Origin of the sequence: Blastomonas sp. AAP25 (genome assembly GCF_001295965.1) — a bacterium.
Lineage (GTDB): Bacteria > Pseudomonadota > Alphaproteobacteria > Sphingomonadales > Sphingomonadaceae > Blastomonas > Blastomonas fulva.
Genome location: NZ_LJHP01000027.1, coordinates 43133 through 57078 on the forward strand (window position 1 = coordinate 43133; position 13946 = coordinate 57078).

14 protein-coding genes are annotated in these 13946 nt (G+C 65.0%); 9 read left to right on the forward strand and 5 right to left on the reverse strand.

Translation table 11 applies throughout. The features are described 5' to 3' along the window. Positions 1-14 precede the first annotated feature (14 nt). A complete protein-coding gene (gene clpA, locus IP68_RS16145; protein WP_054136042.1) occupies positions 15-2351 on the reverse strand; it encodes an ATP-dependent Clp protease ATP-binding subunit ClpA in 2337 nt (778 codons plus the stop codon). Positions 2352-2619: 268 nt separating this feature from the next. Next, positions 2620-2820 (reverse strand): DUF1192 domain-containing protein, encoded by a 201-nt coding sequence (locus IP68_RS16150; protein ID WP_054136043.1) that lies wholly within the window; start codon positions 2818-2820, stop codon positions 2620-2622. A gap of 126 nt (positions 2821-2946) precedes the next feature. On the opposite strand from IP68_RS16150, the gene IP68_RS16155 reads away from it, so the two are divergent. Next, complete coding sequence (locus IP68_RS16155) at positions 2947-3927, forward strand: NAD(P)H-quinone oxidoreductase (protein WP_197275832.1); 981 nt, start codon at positions 2947-2949, stop codon at positions 3925-3927. 26 nt (positions 3928-3953) lie between these two features. Here the strand turns inward: IP68_RS16155 and IP68_RS16160 are convergent, their stop codons facing one another. Continuing rightward, on the reverse strand, positions 3954-4649 hold the full coding sequence (locus IP68_RS16160) for a hypothetical protein (RefSeq protein WP_117351945.1): 696 nt from the start codon (positions 4647-4649) through the stop codon (positions 3954-3956). A gap of 213 nt (positions 4650-4862) precedes the next feature. On the opposite strand from IP68_RS16160, the gene IP68_RS16165 reads away from it, so the two are divergent. The 7 genes from IP68_RS16165 to IP68_RS16195 all read left to right on the forward strand — a co-directional run bounded on the left by IP68_RS16165 (position 4863) and on the right by IP68_RS16195 (position 11836). Beyond that, complete coding sequence (locus IP68_RS16165) at positions 4863-5801, forward strand: UDP-2,3-diacylglucosamine diphosphatase (RefSeq protein ID WP_082382432.1); 939 nt, start codon at positions 4863-4865, stop codon at positions 5799-5801. A gap of 29 nt (positions 5802-5830) precedes the next feature. Then, positions 5831-6856 carry a glycosyltransferase family 1 protein gene (locus IP68_RS16170; RefSeq protein ID WP_054136058.1) on the forward strand — a complete coding sequence of 342 codons (1026 nt, stop codon included), beginning with the start codon at positions 5831-5833 and terminating at the stop codon, positions 6854-6856. Positions 6857-6973: 117 nt separating this feature from the next. After that, a complete protein-coding gene (locus IP68_RS16175; protein WP_054136046.1) occupies positions 6974-7624 on the forward strand; it encodes a hypothetical protein in 651 nt (216 codons plus the stop codon). A gap of 5 nt (positions 7625-7629) precedes the next feature. Next, complete coding sequence (locus tag IP68_RS16180) at positions 7630-8355, forward strand: DUF4331 family protein (RefSeq protein WP_231684088.1); 726 nt, start codon at positions 7630-7632, stop codon at positions 8353-8355. Positions 8356-8371: 16 nt separating this feature from the next. Continuing rightward, positions 8372-9694 (forward strand): hypothetical protein, encoded by a 1323-nt coding sequence (locus tag IP68_RS16185; protein ID WP_231684090.1) that lies wholly within the window; start codon positions 8372-8374, stop codon positions 9692-9694. Between the two features lie 271 nt (positions 9695-9965). Next, positions 9966-10673 carry a DUF1013 domain-containing protein gene (locus IP68_RS16190; RefSeq protein ID WP_054136048.1) on the forward strand — a complete coding sequence of 236 codons (708 nt, stop codon included), beginning with the start codon at positions 9966-9968 and terminating at the stop codon, positions 10671-10673. Beyond that, a complete protein-coding gene (locus IP68_RS16195; RefSeq protein WP_082382433.1) occupies positions 10673-11836 on the forward strand; it encodes an MBL fold metallo-hydrolase in 1164 nt (387 codons plus the stop codon). The genes IP68_RS16190 and IP68_RS16195 overlap by 1 nt, the downstream gene beginning before the upstream one ends. 15 nt (positions 11837-11851) lie before the next feature. Here IP68_RS16195 and IP68_RS16200 read toward each other — a convergent pair whose 3' ends face one another. Continuing rightward, on the reverse strand, positions 11852-12628 hold the full coding sequence (locus tag IP68_RS16200; RefSeq protein ID WP_054136050.1) for a molybdopterin-dependent oxidoreductase: 777 nt from the start codon (positions 12626-12628) through the stop codon (positions 11852-11854). After that, complete coding sequence (locus IP68_RS16205) at positions 12625-13476, reverse strand: cytochrome b/b6 domain-containing protein (protein WP_082382434.1); 852 nt, start codon at positions 13474-13476, stop codon at positions 12625-12627. Before IP68_RS16205 ends, IP68_RS16200 begins: the two co-directional genes overlap by 4 nt. A gap of 74 nt (positions 13477-13550) precedes the next feature. On the opposite strand from IP68_RS16205, the gene IP68_RS16210 reads away from it, so the two are divergent. Further along, the coding region (locus tag IP68_RS16210) for a RidA family protein (protein WP_054136051.1) at positions 13551-13946 on the forward strand (396 nt) is incomplete at its 3' end.

Consider the following 13946-nt stretch of genomic DNA (forward strand, 5'->3'; position numbering starts at 1 on the left):
GCCGGGCCATATTGTCAGTCGGCCTTGGTGTCGCTGGCCTTTTTGGCGGTCCGCGGCTTGCGGGCCTTGGGTGCCTTGGGCGGAGCGGGGACGATCTCGAAGGCCATCGCGCCATCCTTGAGATGGACGTTGACCTCGCCGCCCTGCACGAGCTTGCCGAACAGCAGTTCCTCGGCCAGCGGCTGCTTGATCTTTTCCTGGATCAGCCGCGCCATCGGACGCGCGCCGTACAGGCGATCATAGCCCTTCTCGCACAGCCAGTCGCGCGCCGCCTGGTCGAGACGGATATGGACGTTCTGTTCGGCCAGCTGCAGTTCGAGCTGGAGGATGAACTTGTCCACGACGCGTGCGACGACTTCGGTGCCGAGATAGGCAAACGGAACGACCGCATCGAGACGGTTGCGGAATTCGGGGGTGAACATCTTCTTCACCGCCTCGTCCGATGCGTCCTCCTTGCTGACATCGCCAAAGCCGATGCCTTCACGCGCCATGTCGGCAGCTCCGGCATTGGTGGTCATGATCAGCACGACATTGCGGAAGTCGACCGTCTTGCCGTGGTGATCGGTCAGCTTGCCGTTGTCCATCACCTGCAGCAGGATGTTGAACAGATCGGGGTGCGCCTTTTCGATCTCGTCGAGCAACAGCACGCAATGCGGCTGCTGGTCGATCGCATCGGTGAGCAGACCGCCCTGATCATAGCCGACATAGCCCGGAGGCGCCCCGATCAGCCGCGAGACCGAGTGCCGCTCCATATATTCCGACATGTCGAAACGCTGCAGCGGGATGCCCATGATGCTGGCGAGCTGCCGGGCAACCTCGGTCTTGCCGACGCCGGTGGGGCCGGAGAACAGATAGTTGCCGATCGGCTTGTCCGGATCGCGCAGGCCCGCACGGCTCAGCTTGATCGCGCTGGACAGCACCTCGATCGCCTTGTTCTGGCCGAACACGACGCGCTTGAGGTCGCGGTCGAGATGCTCGAGCACCTTCTTGTCGTCCTTCGACACCGACTTGGGCGGGATGCGTGCCATCGTCGCGATCACGCTTTCGATCTCGCGCGCGGTGATGATCTTGCGCCGCTTGTTGGGCGGAACCAGCATCTGCATCGCGCCGACTTCGTCGATCACGTCGATCGCCTTGTCGGGCAGCTTGCGGTCGTTGATGTAGCGCGCCGAAAGCTCGACCGCGGTCTTGATTGCCTCAGGCGTGTACTTGACCTTGTGGTGATCCTCGAACGCGCTGCGCAGACCCTTGAGGATCTTGATCGTGTCCTCGATGGTCGGCTCGTTGACGTCGATCTTCTGGAACCGGCGCAGCAAGGCGCGGTCCTTTTCGAAGTGGTTGCGGAACTCCTTGTAGGTGGTCGAGCCGATGCAGCGGATCGTGCCGCCCGACAGAGCCGGCTTCAAGAGGTTCGATGCATCCATCGCGCCGCCGCTGGTCGCGCCAGCGCCAATCACGGTGTGGATCTCGTCGATGAACAGCACCGCGTGCGGCATCTTCTCGAGCTCGGAGACGACCTGCTTGAGCCGCTCCTCGAAGTCTCCGCGATAGCGGGTGCCGGCGAGCAGCGCGCCCATGTCGAGCGAGTAGATCACAGCCTTTTCGAGCACTTCGGGGACATCGCCCTCGACGATCTTGCGCGCCAGGCCCTCGGCGATCGCGGTCTTGCCGACGCCGGGGTCACCCACATAGAGCGGGTTGTTCTTGGAACGACGGCACAGGATCTGGATCGTGCGATCGACCTCGGGACCACGACCGATCAGCGGATCGATCTTGCCCGCCATCGCGCGCGCATTCAGGTTGACGGTGAACTGGTCGAGCGCACTGTCCTTCTTCTGCTTGCCCGAGGTGTCCTGCTTTTCTTCCTGCGGCTCCTCGCTGCCGCGCGGGCTGCGCTGCTCGACCGCCTGGCCGCCCTTGCCGATGCCGTGGCTGATATAGCTCACCGCATCGAGACGGCTCATGTCCTGCTGCTGCAGGAAATAGACCGCGTAGCTCTCGCGCTCGGAGAACAGCGCCACGAGCACGTTGGCGCCGGTGACGACATCCTTGCCCGAGGACTGGACGTGGAGGATCGCGCGCTGGACGACGCGCTGGAAGCCGGAAGTCGGCGCCGGATCGGTCTTTTCGGCGACCTTGAGCGAGTCCAGCTCGTTGTCGAGATAGTGCGTTACCGCATCACCCAGCTCGCCAAGGTCCACGCCGCAGGCCTGCATGACCTGCGCGGCATCGGCATCGTCGATCAGCGCGAGCAGCAGATGCTCCAGCGTGGCATATTCATGGCGGCGGTCGGCGGCATTGTGCAGCGCCTGGTGCAGCGTTTTTTCGAGGGATTCGGCAAAGGACGGCATAGCAGCGATACTCCGCGCCGGGCGGAAGGCCCGGTCTTTCAATCAGTGTGCCCGGAAAAAGAGCCGGGCCTCTTTGGTCAAGCGCCTCATTGCCAATGCCCCAAGTCCACTCCGGGGCGCTTCCACCTGATAATATAGGCGAGTGTCTCGCCAAATCCAGCCGGGCGCAAGCCCAAGCTCAAGAATAATACCAGCAAGGACCATGCCACATGGGAAGGGGCCGTTTTCGGGTATGCCGGCAGCGTCCGCTCAAAGCGGGGTGCTGCAGCTAGCTCTTGCGGAACAGCGCCTCGGCACTGGCGCGGTGGCGCGTGGCAAAGGCCTTGCGCGCCTCGCAGCGCGCGATTTCGGCGCGGCAAAGCGCGATCCGGGCGTCGAGCTCGTCCAGCGAATAGGCATCGACATCCTCGCTGCCCAGTTTCTGGGCAGCATCGGCGCGCAGCCGGGAGAGGCTCTCATCGGGTTCCATCGGAGCTTAGTGTTGACCCGGACAGGCTAACTGTCAATATGACCGAGCGCTAATCCGCTGACGGCGCACGCAAACAGGGGGCAAGGCATGTCGGCTTTGGCAACAGCCACAGTGATACCAACGGTCATGCAGGCCATCGACTATGCCGAGCCCGGCGGCCCGGAGGTGCTGGTGGCGGGCGAGATGCCGGTTCCAGTCCCCGCGCAGGGCGAGGTGCTGGTCCGCGTGGAAGCCGCCGGCGTCAACCGCCCCGATGTCATCCAGCGCCAGGGCTTCTATCCGCCCCCGCCGGGCGCTCCGCATGTTCCCGGGCTGGAAATCGCAGGCACCGTGGTCGCGGTCGGACCCGATACGGACGATGCGATGATCGGCCAGCCGGTCTGCGCCCTGGTCGCAGGCGGCGGCTATGCCGAATATTGCGTCGCGCGCGCCGACCATTGCCTGACCGTTCCGTCGGGCATCTCGATGGCAGAGGCTGCGGCGCTCCCCGAAACACTGTTTACCGTGTGGCACAACCTGTTCCAGCGCGGCTATGCCCGCGATGGCGAGACCGTGTTGGTGCATGGCGGCACCAGCGGCATCGGATCGATGGCGATCATGCTGGGCAAGCTTTTCGATCTCAAGGTCATCGTCACCTGCGGCAGCGACGAAAAATGCGCCGCAGCGCTGAAGATCGGCGCGGCGCATGCGATCAACTACACGACGCATGATTTCGTCGAGGAGGTGAAGACGCTCACCGGCGGCAAGGGCGTCGAGATCGTGCTCGACATGGTCGGCGGCAGCTATTTGCCGCGCAACATGGCGTGCCTGGCCGATGATGGCCGCAACGTCACCATCGCGGTGCAGGGCGGCATGAAGGCCGAGATTTCGGTGCTGGAGATCATGCGCCGCCGCCTGACGCTGACCGGATCGACTCTGCGCCCGCGCTCGAACAGCTTCAAGGCGCTGCTCGCCGACGAGATTTCACGCGAGGTGTGGCCGCTCGTCGCCACCGGCGAGCTCAGCCCGATCATCCACAGCCGCTATCCGCTGCGCGACGCCGCCAAGGCGCATGCGCAGATGGAATCGGGTGACCTGGTCGGCAAGATCGTGCTCGAGATCAGCTGACCGCGTCCGCCGGGGCCCCTTACCGCTCAATAACCGGCGGTGGTATCGCCCGGATCGATCATCGGCGCGCCGAAGTTATCGGTCGGCTCGCCATATTCATCGGGCTTGCCATAGTCGCGTTCGCCATAGCCTTTCGGTTTCGACGGTCCGCCATTGCCACCGAACGCGTCCAGCATCGCGCGGTTGAGCGATTGCGTCATGCCGGGGTTGGTGGCGATCGCCACCAGATCGAGCACGCCGTTGAAGGTTCGCCCGGACTCGCGATAGCTCATGTCGCGGTCGAGGTCTGTCGCCACATCGCGCACCGCCTCTTCGAGGATCCCGGCGACCCTGTCTTCCGACACGACCAGCCGGGTGTTGCGGACGTCCTTCACCGGAGCGACATCGACCGTTGCGCGGATCACCGTCTTGCCCGGATCATCCCCCGGCACGAAGCTCAGCGTGATCGTCGAGCCGTCGGAATCGGCACTGGAAGGGACATGCCAGGTGATCGCCTTGCCATCCTCGCGGGTGATGACGACATCCTTGTCGAGCGACATCAGTTCGGAATCCCGCAGCGCCGAGCCATAGCCGGTTGCGGTGTTGAAGGCGGAATAGACCAGCTGCGGGCTATCGTTGACGGTGACCGAAAAGTCCTCGGTCCCTCCGTTGACACCGGACAGGCCCCCCGCCAATCCGCCTGCGCCGACGATCAGCCCGAACATGATGGTCAATGGCCGCATGGACAACTCCCCTGCCTGCTATTTGCTCGCCGGGGATAATTCAGACGCGTAAAGAAATGGTGATCGCATCCGCCGACATAGGCTGTGCCGGACCGGAACATTTGCCCTTCTTGTCACAAAGCCGTCATCGCTATGCGATTCCAGATGTCACATTAAACGCCCATTGGCGTGGTCCCGAGGGAAAAACTTTTCCGCACGGGAGCATCAACCGGCATGGCACTGGACGACTTCAGCAATCAGATCAGCGCGTTGATCGATGGTCACGGCAGCAGCGGGGTCGGAGGGGGTTTCGACAATGTCGCAGGCTTCCCCGATGGCCAGCCCTACACCCCCGAACCACCGCTCGAGGCGCGCCGCCGCTATCGGACCATCTGGATTTCGGACGTGCACCTGGGCACCAAGGGCTGCAACGCCAGCCTGCTGATCGATTTCCTCGACCATGTCGACAGCGACACCATGTATCTGGTGGGCGACATCATCGATGGCTGGCGGCTGAAGAAGAAGTTCTACTGGCCGCCGGCGCACAACGATATCGTCTGGCGCATCCTGAAGCGCGCCAAGCGCGGCACGCGGATCGTCTACATCCCCGGAAACCATGACGAGATGTTCCGACAGTTTTCCGGGCTGAACTTCGGCGGGGTCGAGATCCGCCGCGCCGCGTTCCACGAGACCGCCGATGGCAGGCGGCTGATGGTGCTGCACGGCGACGAGTTCGACACCATCATGCTCGCGCACCGCTGGCTCGCGTTCGTCGGCGACACGCTCTACCACGCGCTGATGGGGATGAACCTGTGGGTCAACTGGGTCCGCCAGCGGCTGGGCCTGTCGTATTGGTCGCTGTCCAAGATGGCCAAGCACAAGGTCAAGAATGCGGTCGAGTTCATCTCGCGCTTCGAGGAACTGGTCGCGCGCGCCGCATCCGAGCGCGGCGTGGACGGGGTGGTGTGCGGGCATATCCACACTGCCGACATCCGCACCATCGGCGGGGTCGAATACTATAACGACGGCGACTGGGTGGAGGGCTGTACCGCCTTGGTCGAGCATTTCGACGGGCGGATGGAGGTGCTGCACTGGGCCGACATCATGGCCGAGCGCCAGGCCGCCGAGACCGACCAGCAGGCGCGCGGCGCCTTGCAGCCCCAGGCCGCGTGAGCATGGGCAGCCTCGCCAGAAGCGCTGGCGTGAAGATCGCGATCGTCACCGATGCCTGGTCGCCGCAGGTCAATGGCGTGGTGCGCACGCTGACCTCGGTCACCGACCGGTTGCGCGCGCTGGGCCATGACGTGCTGGTCATCTCGCCCGATCAATATGCCTCAATCCCATGCCCCTCCTACCCGGAAATCCGGCTGGCGCTGGCGACGCGGCACGGCGTGGGCACGCGGCTCACCGATTTTGCCCCCGATGCGGTGCACATCGCCACCGAAGGGCCGCTGGGCATCGCCGCGCGGCGTTTCTGCCTGAACCATGGCTATCCCTTTACCACCGCCTATCACACCCAGTTTCCCGATTATCTCGCGCGGCGCACGGGGCTTCCCGCCAGCGTCTTCTGGCCGTTCATCCGCTGGTTCCACGCGCCGGCCACCGCAATCCTGGTGTCGACCGAGACGGTGCGCGCACAGTTGCGCGCGCAGGGGCTGCACCAGCTGGTGCACTGGGGTCGCGGCGTGGACCTCGCCTGCTTCACCCCGTCCGCGCCCGTGCCTGCGCTCTATGCCGACCTCCCCCGGCCGATCCAGCTCTATGTCGGCCGCGTTGCGGTGGAGAAGAACATCGAGGCGTTCCTCGCCAGCGAGCACCCCGGATCGAGGGTGGTGGTGGGCGATGGCCCGGCGCGAGAGGCTTTGGCCCGCGCCTATCCGCACGCGCACTTCGTCGGCGCGCAAACGGGCGCCGCGCTGGCGGGCTTTTATGCGGGCGCCGATGTGTTCGTCTTCCCCAGCCGCACCGATACCTTCGGGCTGGTGATGATCGAGGCTATGGCCTGCGGCACCCCGGTCGCCGCTTATCCCGTCTCGGGCCCGCTCGATGTGCTGGCGTCGGCATCGGGGGTGATGGATGAGGACCTCACCCAGGCGATCGCAGGCGCGCTGCGGCTCGACCGCCAGACCTGTGCCCGCGCCGGGCGCAGCTTCACCTGGGAAGCGAGCACCCGCCAGTTCCTGAACGCGCTGGTCCCGATCACAGCACCGGTCGCGCTGGCGGCATAAAGGTGACCGCGACGTCAAAAGCGCCTGGCTGGAGATAGCATTTGGCAACCGTCGCTGTTTGTCGTACGTTCGATTCGGGTCGCCCGTTAGGTTTTTTCACCAAAAACAGGGGCGAGTATGACCATCAGATGGATTTTGCAGACCGCACTGCCGTGCGCGCTCATGGTGGGCGCGATCACCGTTGCAGGCCATCAGGCGCTTGAGGCGGCCGATCACTTCGATCCGCCTGCGCGCACCGGATCGGACACCAACACCGTCGGGTTTGATGTCGCTGCTGATATCTCCGACCTGTTTGCCTTTCACGACGTGACCAACGTTTATGTGGCAATCGGATTTGGCGGCCCCTCCGCCACCAATCTGCCGGGCTTTTACGATCCCGACGTTCTCTACACGATCAATGTATCGAACACCGGCACGCGCACCGACATCGAGATCCCGATCGAAATCCGGTTCGGCCGCGACGGTGTGAACCCGGGCATCGAGGTGCGCAATCTGCCCGGGGCCGGTCCATTGCGCGGTCCGGTCGAGCGCAACCTGATGACCAACAACGGCATCACTGTGCGCGCAGGCGTGTTTGACGATCCGTTCAATTTCGATCCTCAGGGGCTGCGCGACTCGCGCGCTACCGGCAACCTGTCGTTCAGCAACACGCGCAACCGGTTCGCCAATCTCAACACGACCTTCGTCGTCATCGCGATTCCGCGCGGACTGATCGACCGCGGCCAGCCGCTCGACATCTGGACGTCGTCCGCACGGATCAGGAGCTGATCGCCATGGCACGTATCCCATCCTCGCTCGCGCTCGCCGGAGTCCTCGCAGCATCCGCCCTGCTCGCCGGTTGCGGCAGCAATGACCCGGTCGAAAACGCCGTTGTCGTACCGCCGGTTGCCGTGGCACCGACGCCGACCCCAACCCCTACACCGACGCCCACCCCGGTTCCCACCAGCTTCAACGTCACCCCCTGCCTCAACCAGACTGTCGTTCCTGGCCGCACGGTGGCCAATCTGGTGGTACCAGACGTGTTGCAGATGGATCTCAACCAGCCTGCGGGCTTTCCCAACGGACGCCGGTTTCTCGATCCGGTGGTCGATGTGACGCTCGCGGTGATCTTCCTCGATCTTGCACGGCATCCGGCCACCACTTTCGCAGCGATTCCGGTCAACCCGAACCGGGCCGACCAGCCGCTGCTCACTACCTTCCCGTTCCTGGCAGCGCCGCTGGGCGCTCCGCCGACGTCGGGCGGCGCGGGCACCAACTTTACCTTCCGCACCGACCTGCCATCGGCGTACACGCGGGTTGACCGCGCGGGCATGCCGGCGGTGTCGACCGCGCTGATATCGGGCAACCCCAACAAGAACAGCTATAACGACGACACCCCGACGATCGACGCGACCGGCAAATGGGTGCCCGAACTGTCGGGCACGCTCACCATCCTGACCAATGCGCTGGCCGATGATTTCACCCGGCTGGGGCTGAGCCTGTGCGCCAGACCCAGTTGAGATGCAGACAGCACGCTTGAATGGCCCGGGCATCGTCCCGGTGCTGGCCGCGCTGAAATGGTGGATCTTGGCGGCGGTGGTGATCGGTGCGCTGTGGGCCACCGAGCGCTTCACCGCCGACGATGCGACCCCCGAGGCCATCGCCTGGGGGGAATCGCCCTTTTCGGGCGAGGGCCCGCCACGCACCTATCGCAATGCCATCGAGCGATCGGACCGGGCCATCATCCATGCGCGCGCGGCTGCACAGGCGGCTCCCGACCAGTGGCTGATGCACGAGATCCACGCGAGCGAGGTGCTGGCGCGGGCGCAGCTGTCGGGATCCTATGACGATTACGCCGCCGCGCGTCAGGCGCTCGAGGCCGCGTTCAAAGTGGCGGTGCAGGGCAGCGGGCCGCATCTGATGCAGGCCTCGCTCGATTTCAGCATGCACCGGCTGCCACAGGCGCAGGCCCAGCTCGCTGCGATCGATGGCTATGCCGTCCCGCCCGAATCGGGCGATCGCGCCGAGATTGCCGCGATGCGCGGCGACATCGCCTTTTACAGCGGCGACTATCAGGCTGCGCTCGCGCTTTACGATCAGGCCGACGCATTGGTCCCCGGCTCGGCGAGCTTCCGCCGCGCGATCTTCGCTGCGCGGACCGGCGATGTCGATCAGGCCGATGCCTATCTGGTCGAGGCCGAGCGTGCGTATCGCTCGCCCACCCCGCAGACGCGGTCCTATATGGAATTGCAGCGCGGCATTCTCGATCTCGATCGCGGGCGGCTCAACGAGGCGATGAGCCATTTCAGAAAGGCCGACGCGCTGTTTCCGGGCCGCTGGCTGATCGAGGAGCATATCGCCGAGGTGCTGAACCTGCAGGGCAAGACGGCGAAATCCGAGGCCTTGTACCGCGACATCGTCCGTCGCACCGGCCACCCCGAATTCATCGACGCTCTGGCGGGTATAGCCGAGGCGCGCGGCGACACCGCCGAGGCGAAACGCCTCTACGCCCGGTCCTGGGCGATCTGGACCAAAAGGCTGCAGCAGTTCCCGCAGGCGACCTATGGCCATGCGATCGACCATTGCATCGCGCGGCAGGACTGGGCCTGTGCATTGACATTGGCGCAGCGCAACCATGAAGCGCGCCCGTATGGCGAGGCCAAGATCGCGCTCGCCCGCGCATTGCTCGGCAACGGACAGGTGGTGCAGGCGCGCACGCTGATCGAGCAGGTGCTCGCCTCGCGCTGGCGCACGCCCGATCTGCACGCCGCCGCTGCCGACATCTACCAAGCCAGCGGCATGGCCGAAAAGGCCGCAGAACAGCGCCGCCGCGCGCGGGCGCTGAACCCGCTGGCGTGAAGCAGCGCACGGCGCGGGATGCGCTTGGCTGATGCACGGCGCGATCGAACCGGCTAGTCTTGCGCCATGACCACAACCCGCAATCCTGCCGGGCAGCACGATCAGGTAACCTTCGATTTCTATGCGCACGAAGCGAGCGCCTATGTCGGTACGGGACAGGAACAGCCCTGCGCATGCGCGTACAGCTTGCTCCACGCCGCGCTTTGTCATATACGCTGCCTGTTACACGGCCACCCCGCAAGGGGTGGCCATATTTTTTGGAGAAACGCGCATGTCTGCCAACCCCCAGCCGCTGATGCCGCACGCCACCGCATCCTGGATGGTCGACAATACCGGCCTCAGCTTCGAACAGATTGCCGATTTCTGCGGCCTGCACATCCTGGAAGTCCAGGCGATGGCCGATGACCTCGCCAGTTCGAAGTACACCGGTCGCGATCCGGTGCGCGCGGGCGAACTGCTGCTCAGCGAAATCGAAAAGGGCCAGGCCGATCCCGAGTATCGCCTGAAGATCCAGGTCGGCCCGGCGCAGGTCCGCCGCACCAAGGGTCCGCGCTATACGCCCGTTTCCAAGCGCCAGGACAAGCCCGATGGCATCGCCTGGATCCTGCGCAACCACCCCGAGATTTCGGACGCACAGGTAGGCAAGCTGATCGGCACCACGCGCAACACCATCGCCGCGATCCGCGACCGCAGCCACTGGAACATCTCGAACATCCAGCCCAAGGACCCGGTGACGCTGGGCCTGTGCTCGCAGCGCGAGCTCGATGCGATCGTCGCCAAGGCCGCCAAGAAGGCCGGGATCACCGAAGAGGTGCAGACCGACACCCGTCTGGGAGGTGACCGCGAGGCGCTGATCGAGGAGCTGCGCGCCGAACGCAGCGCCGCCAACAAGGCCGCCGAGGATGCGGCGCGCGAAGCGGAGATCGAATCGGCGCTGCTCGCCGGAACGGAAAGCCGGCCCGAAGGCGACCACGCCTGATGGAGGGCCTGGCGCCGGACGCACTGGTACCGGACGCATTGACCCCGGACGCCCTCGCTACGCGCGCCGGGCCGCCCGCCTACGATGCCTCGCTCGCCGATCATGGTCTGGAGGCGAAGGAATTCCGCGGGCTGACCTATCCGCTGGGCGATCATGCGCCCGGCTATGGCGAATATTTCGCCATTGCGCCGGGGCTGGGCTGGACCCGCCTCCCCGTCCCCGGGCCGCTCGACCATATCAACATCTGGCTGCTCGACGATTGCGACGAGCAGGGTGATGGCGTCGCGATCGTCGATACCGGCCTGTACATGCCCGAATCGACCGACGCGTGGAAATCGCTGTTCGCAAGCGGCCTGCAGGGCCGGCGGATCACCCGCGTGTTCGTCACCCATTTCCACCCCGATCATGTCGGCGCCGCCGGCTGGCTGTGCCGCCGTTTCGGTATCGGGCTGTGGATGAACCGCACCGAATGGCTGATGGCGAGGATGCTGACATCCGATGTCCGAGCCGAACCGCCCGAAGAAGCGCTCGACCAGATGCGCATGGCGGGCTGGGACGATGCCCGCGTCGAACAGATGCGTCAGAAGGGCTGGGGCAATTTCGCGCGGATGGTCTCGGAAGTGCCGGTCAGCCACACAAGGCTCGACGATGGCGCGGATGTCGCCATCGGCGCGCGCACCTGGACAGTGATGACCGGCGGCGGCCACACCCCCGAGCATGCGTGTCTGGTCGACCGCGAAGGCCAGGTGGTGATCGCCGGAGACCAGATCCTGCCGCGGATCACCTCCAACGTCTCGGTGATGACCAGCGAACCGCATGCCGACCCGCTGCGCGAGTGGCTTGACAGCATCGCCAAGTTCAGGGCCGCGCTCAGCGGTGACGAACTCATCCTGCCCGCCCACGGTTTTCCGTTCACCGGCGTGCACGCACGGCTCGATGCGCTGCGCGACGGGCATATCGACCGGCTGAACGTGCTCGAGGACGCGCTGAAGCAGCGCGCCATGCGCGCGGTCGACACCTTCTCGATCCTGTTCGCGCGCGAGGTGGACGACACCGTCTATGGCATCGCCACAGGCGAGGCGATGGCGCATCTGCGCTATCTGGAGTGCGCTGGCCGCGCGACCTGCACGGTGCGCGACGGCGTGGGCTGGTATTCAGCCTGAGCCTTTGTGCCGGCGTCAGATTCCAGCATACCACTCATAACCGGCGGCATCTTCCCAATAGCCGCCGCCCCCGCCATAGCTCAGGCGGTAATCGGCCACGGCCTCGATCCGGCGGATGTATTTGGCGTGCTTGTACCCCAATTGCCGCTCGACCCTGAGCCGCAGCGGCGCGCCATTGCCGATCGGCAACAGCTCGTCGTTGAGCGCCCAGGCGATCATCGTCTGCGGATGCCGCGCGTCGACCATGTCGATGCTCTCGTAATAGGGCCCGGCGCGCAGGGTATCGGCGCAGTGGAACACCAGATAGCGCGCGGACTCGCGGACCTTCACCACATCGAGCAGCGCGGCAAGGTTGACCCCGGTCCATTTGCCGATCGCGCTCCAGCCCTCGACGCAATCGTGCCGGGTGATCTGGGTCTGGCGCGGCATCGCCCTGATCTGGCCAAGCGCGAAGCGGGTGGGTTTCTCGACCAGCCCGTCGATCGCAAGCGTCCAGTCGGCAAACCCTGTCGCCGCCTGACGCCTATAGTCGGCATCGGAAGGCGTGCGCGTGCCGTTGGCGGGAACCGAGCGGCCGATATCGCGCGGGCTGTACTCGCGTGCCAGCCCGTCCCGCCCCAGCAGTGCGCGCTGCACCGCCATGTTGCCGGTCTCGGCAAGCCGCAGCGTATCGCGCCAGCCCGGATTGGCGTTGATCGCATCGCAGCCCGAGAGCAATCCGCCAGCGGCCACGCCCAGCGACCCGAGCAGCGCGCGGCGGGTGATAATCGACGAAGGATGCTTGTCGCTCATGCCCGGTTGCCGATCGTCATGCCGCGCAGCAGCGTCAGCGGTTTGTGGACGATCACCAGCGCCACATGCACCAACAGAAATGCCATGAGCGAGAAGGCGATGATGAAGTGCAGCGAGCGCGCCGTCTGCCGACCGCCAAACAGCATGCTCGGCCAGTGCAGCGCAGCATCGGTCCCCGGCGACATCGCCAGCCCGGTGACGATCATCAGTGGCAGCGCAACGAAGATCACCGCGATATAGCTCAATTTTTGCAACGGGTTGTACGCCTCGCCCGGCGCGGTGTGGAACTTCAGCCGGGCGTGGTCGACGATCGTGATCCAGAGGTTGCGCGGATGCCATTCATGCCCGCGCATCGCGATCATCTTGGCGATATGCCCGTTGAACAGGCTGATGATCATGAAGGCGAGCAGCCCGAAGGCGAAGATCCACGCGAAGAAGAAATGCCAGTGCCGCGCATCGGCCAGATTGTAATCACTGGGAATGGTTGCCCAGCCGGGAAAGGCGCGGTTGCGCACCGTGCCATCGGAATCGCTGTAGCGGCCTAGCACGCCGGTGGTGTCCAGCCTTGCCCCTCCGACTTCAAGATAGCCGCGCTGTGACTCCTGGCCAATCGCGAGCCAGGCGGGCTCGTCACGATTGCCATATTCGCCCCAGTACAGCCGGGGATGCGCGTTGAAGATCATCAGCCCGCTCATGAACAGCGTGATCAGGCTCAGCAGATTGATCCAGTGCCATGCCCGCGTCGAGAGCGCATGGTCATGCGGCGGCACGGCCTCGGGCGAAGGCTCCGCAGGTGCATTCAGGCTGGGGGGATCGGCAGGATCCATCGCGGCAATCATGCCCGTCATTCGCAGCGCGCCCCATTTGGGTTACAATCGGTGGTCATGTTGCCCTGCAGATAGAACAGGAAAGGCCCGCTGTCATGCCCACCGACGCATCCGTCATCTCGATGTCCCCCGATCCGCTCGGGGCCTATGCCATTTCGCCAGGCTGGAAGGCGGGCGGATTGCTGTTCCTCTCGGGCCAGGCCGCGATCGACGAGCAGGGTGCGATCGTGGGCGTGGGCGATTTCGATGCGCAACTCGAGGCGACCTTCGCCGCGATCGACCGCGTGCTCGCGGCGGGCGGCAGCGACCGCAGCCGGATCATCAAGGTGACGATCTATCTGACTGACATGGCGAACTTCCCGGCGATCGTCGAGGCGCGGCGTCGGTATTTCACGCCGCCCTGGCCTGCCGACACGGTTGTCGAGGTACGGGCACTGGCATTGCCAGAATTGTTATTGGAGATTGAGGTGATAGCGGTGTGTGGTGAGGAT

Bases quoted from the DNA above. Each gene is read 5' to 3' on its own strand.
- IP68_RS16190 (WP_054136048.1), top strand. From the start codon at position 9,966: ATGTCTGCCAACCCCCAGCCGCTGATGCCGCACGCCACCGCATCCTGG.
- IP68_RS16180 (WP_231684088.1), top strand. From the start codon at position 7,630: ATGGCACGTATCCCATCCTCGCTCGCGCTCGCCGGAGTCCTCGCAGCA.
- clpA (WP_054136042.1), bottom strand. From the start codon at position 2,351: ATGCCGTCCTTTGCCGAATCCCTCGAAAAAACGCTGCACCAGGCGCTG.
- IP68_RS16205 (WP_082382434.1), bottom strand. From the start codon at position 13,476: ATGACGGGCATGATTGCCGCGATGGATCCTGCCGATCCCCCCAGCCTG.
- IP68_RS16165 (WP_082382432.1), top strand. From the start codon at position 4,863: ATGGCACTGGACGACTTCAGCAATCAGATCAGCGCGTTGATCGATGGT.
- IP68_RS16175 (WP_054136046.1), top strand. From the start codon at position 6,974: ATGACCATCAGATGGATTTTGCAGACCGCACTGCCGTGCGCGCTCATG.
- IP68_RS16160 (WP_117351945.1), bottom strand. From the start codon at position 4,649: ATGCGGCCATTGACCATCATGTTCGGGCTGATCGTCGGCGCAGGCGGA.
- IP68_RS16155 (WP_197275832.1), top strand. From the start codon at position 2,947: ATGCAGGCCATCGACTATGCCGAGCCCGGCGGCCCGGAGGTGCTGGTG.
- IP68_RS16150 (WP_054136043.1), bottom strand. From the start codon at position 2,820: ATGGAACCCGATGAGAGCCTCTCCCGGCTGCGCGCCGATGCTGCCCAG.
- IP68_RS16195 (WP_082382433.1), top strand. From the start codon at position 10,673: ATGGAGGGCCTGGCGCCGGACGCACTGGTACCGGACGCATTGACCCCG.
- IP68_RS16200 (WP_054136050.1), bottom strand. From the start codon at position 12,628: ATGAGCGACAAGCATCCTTCGTCGATTATCACCCGCCGCGCGCTGCTC.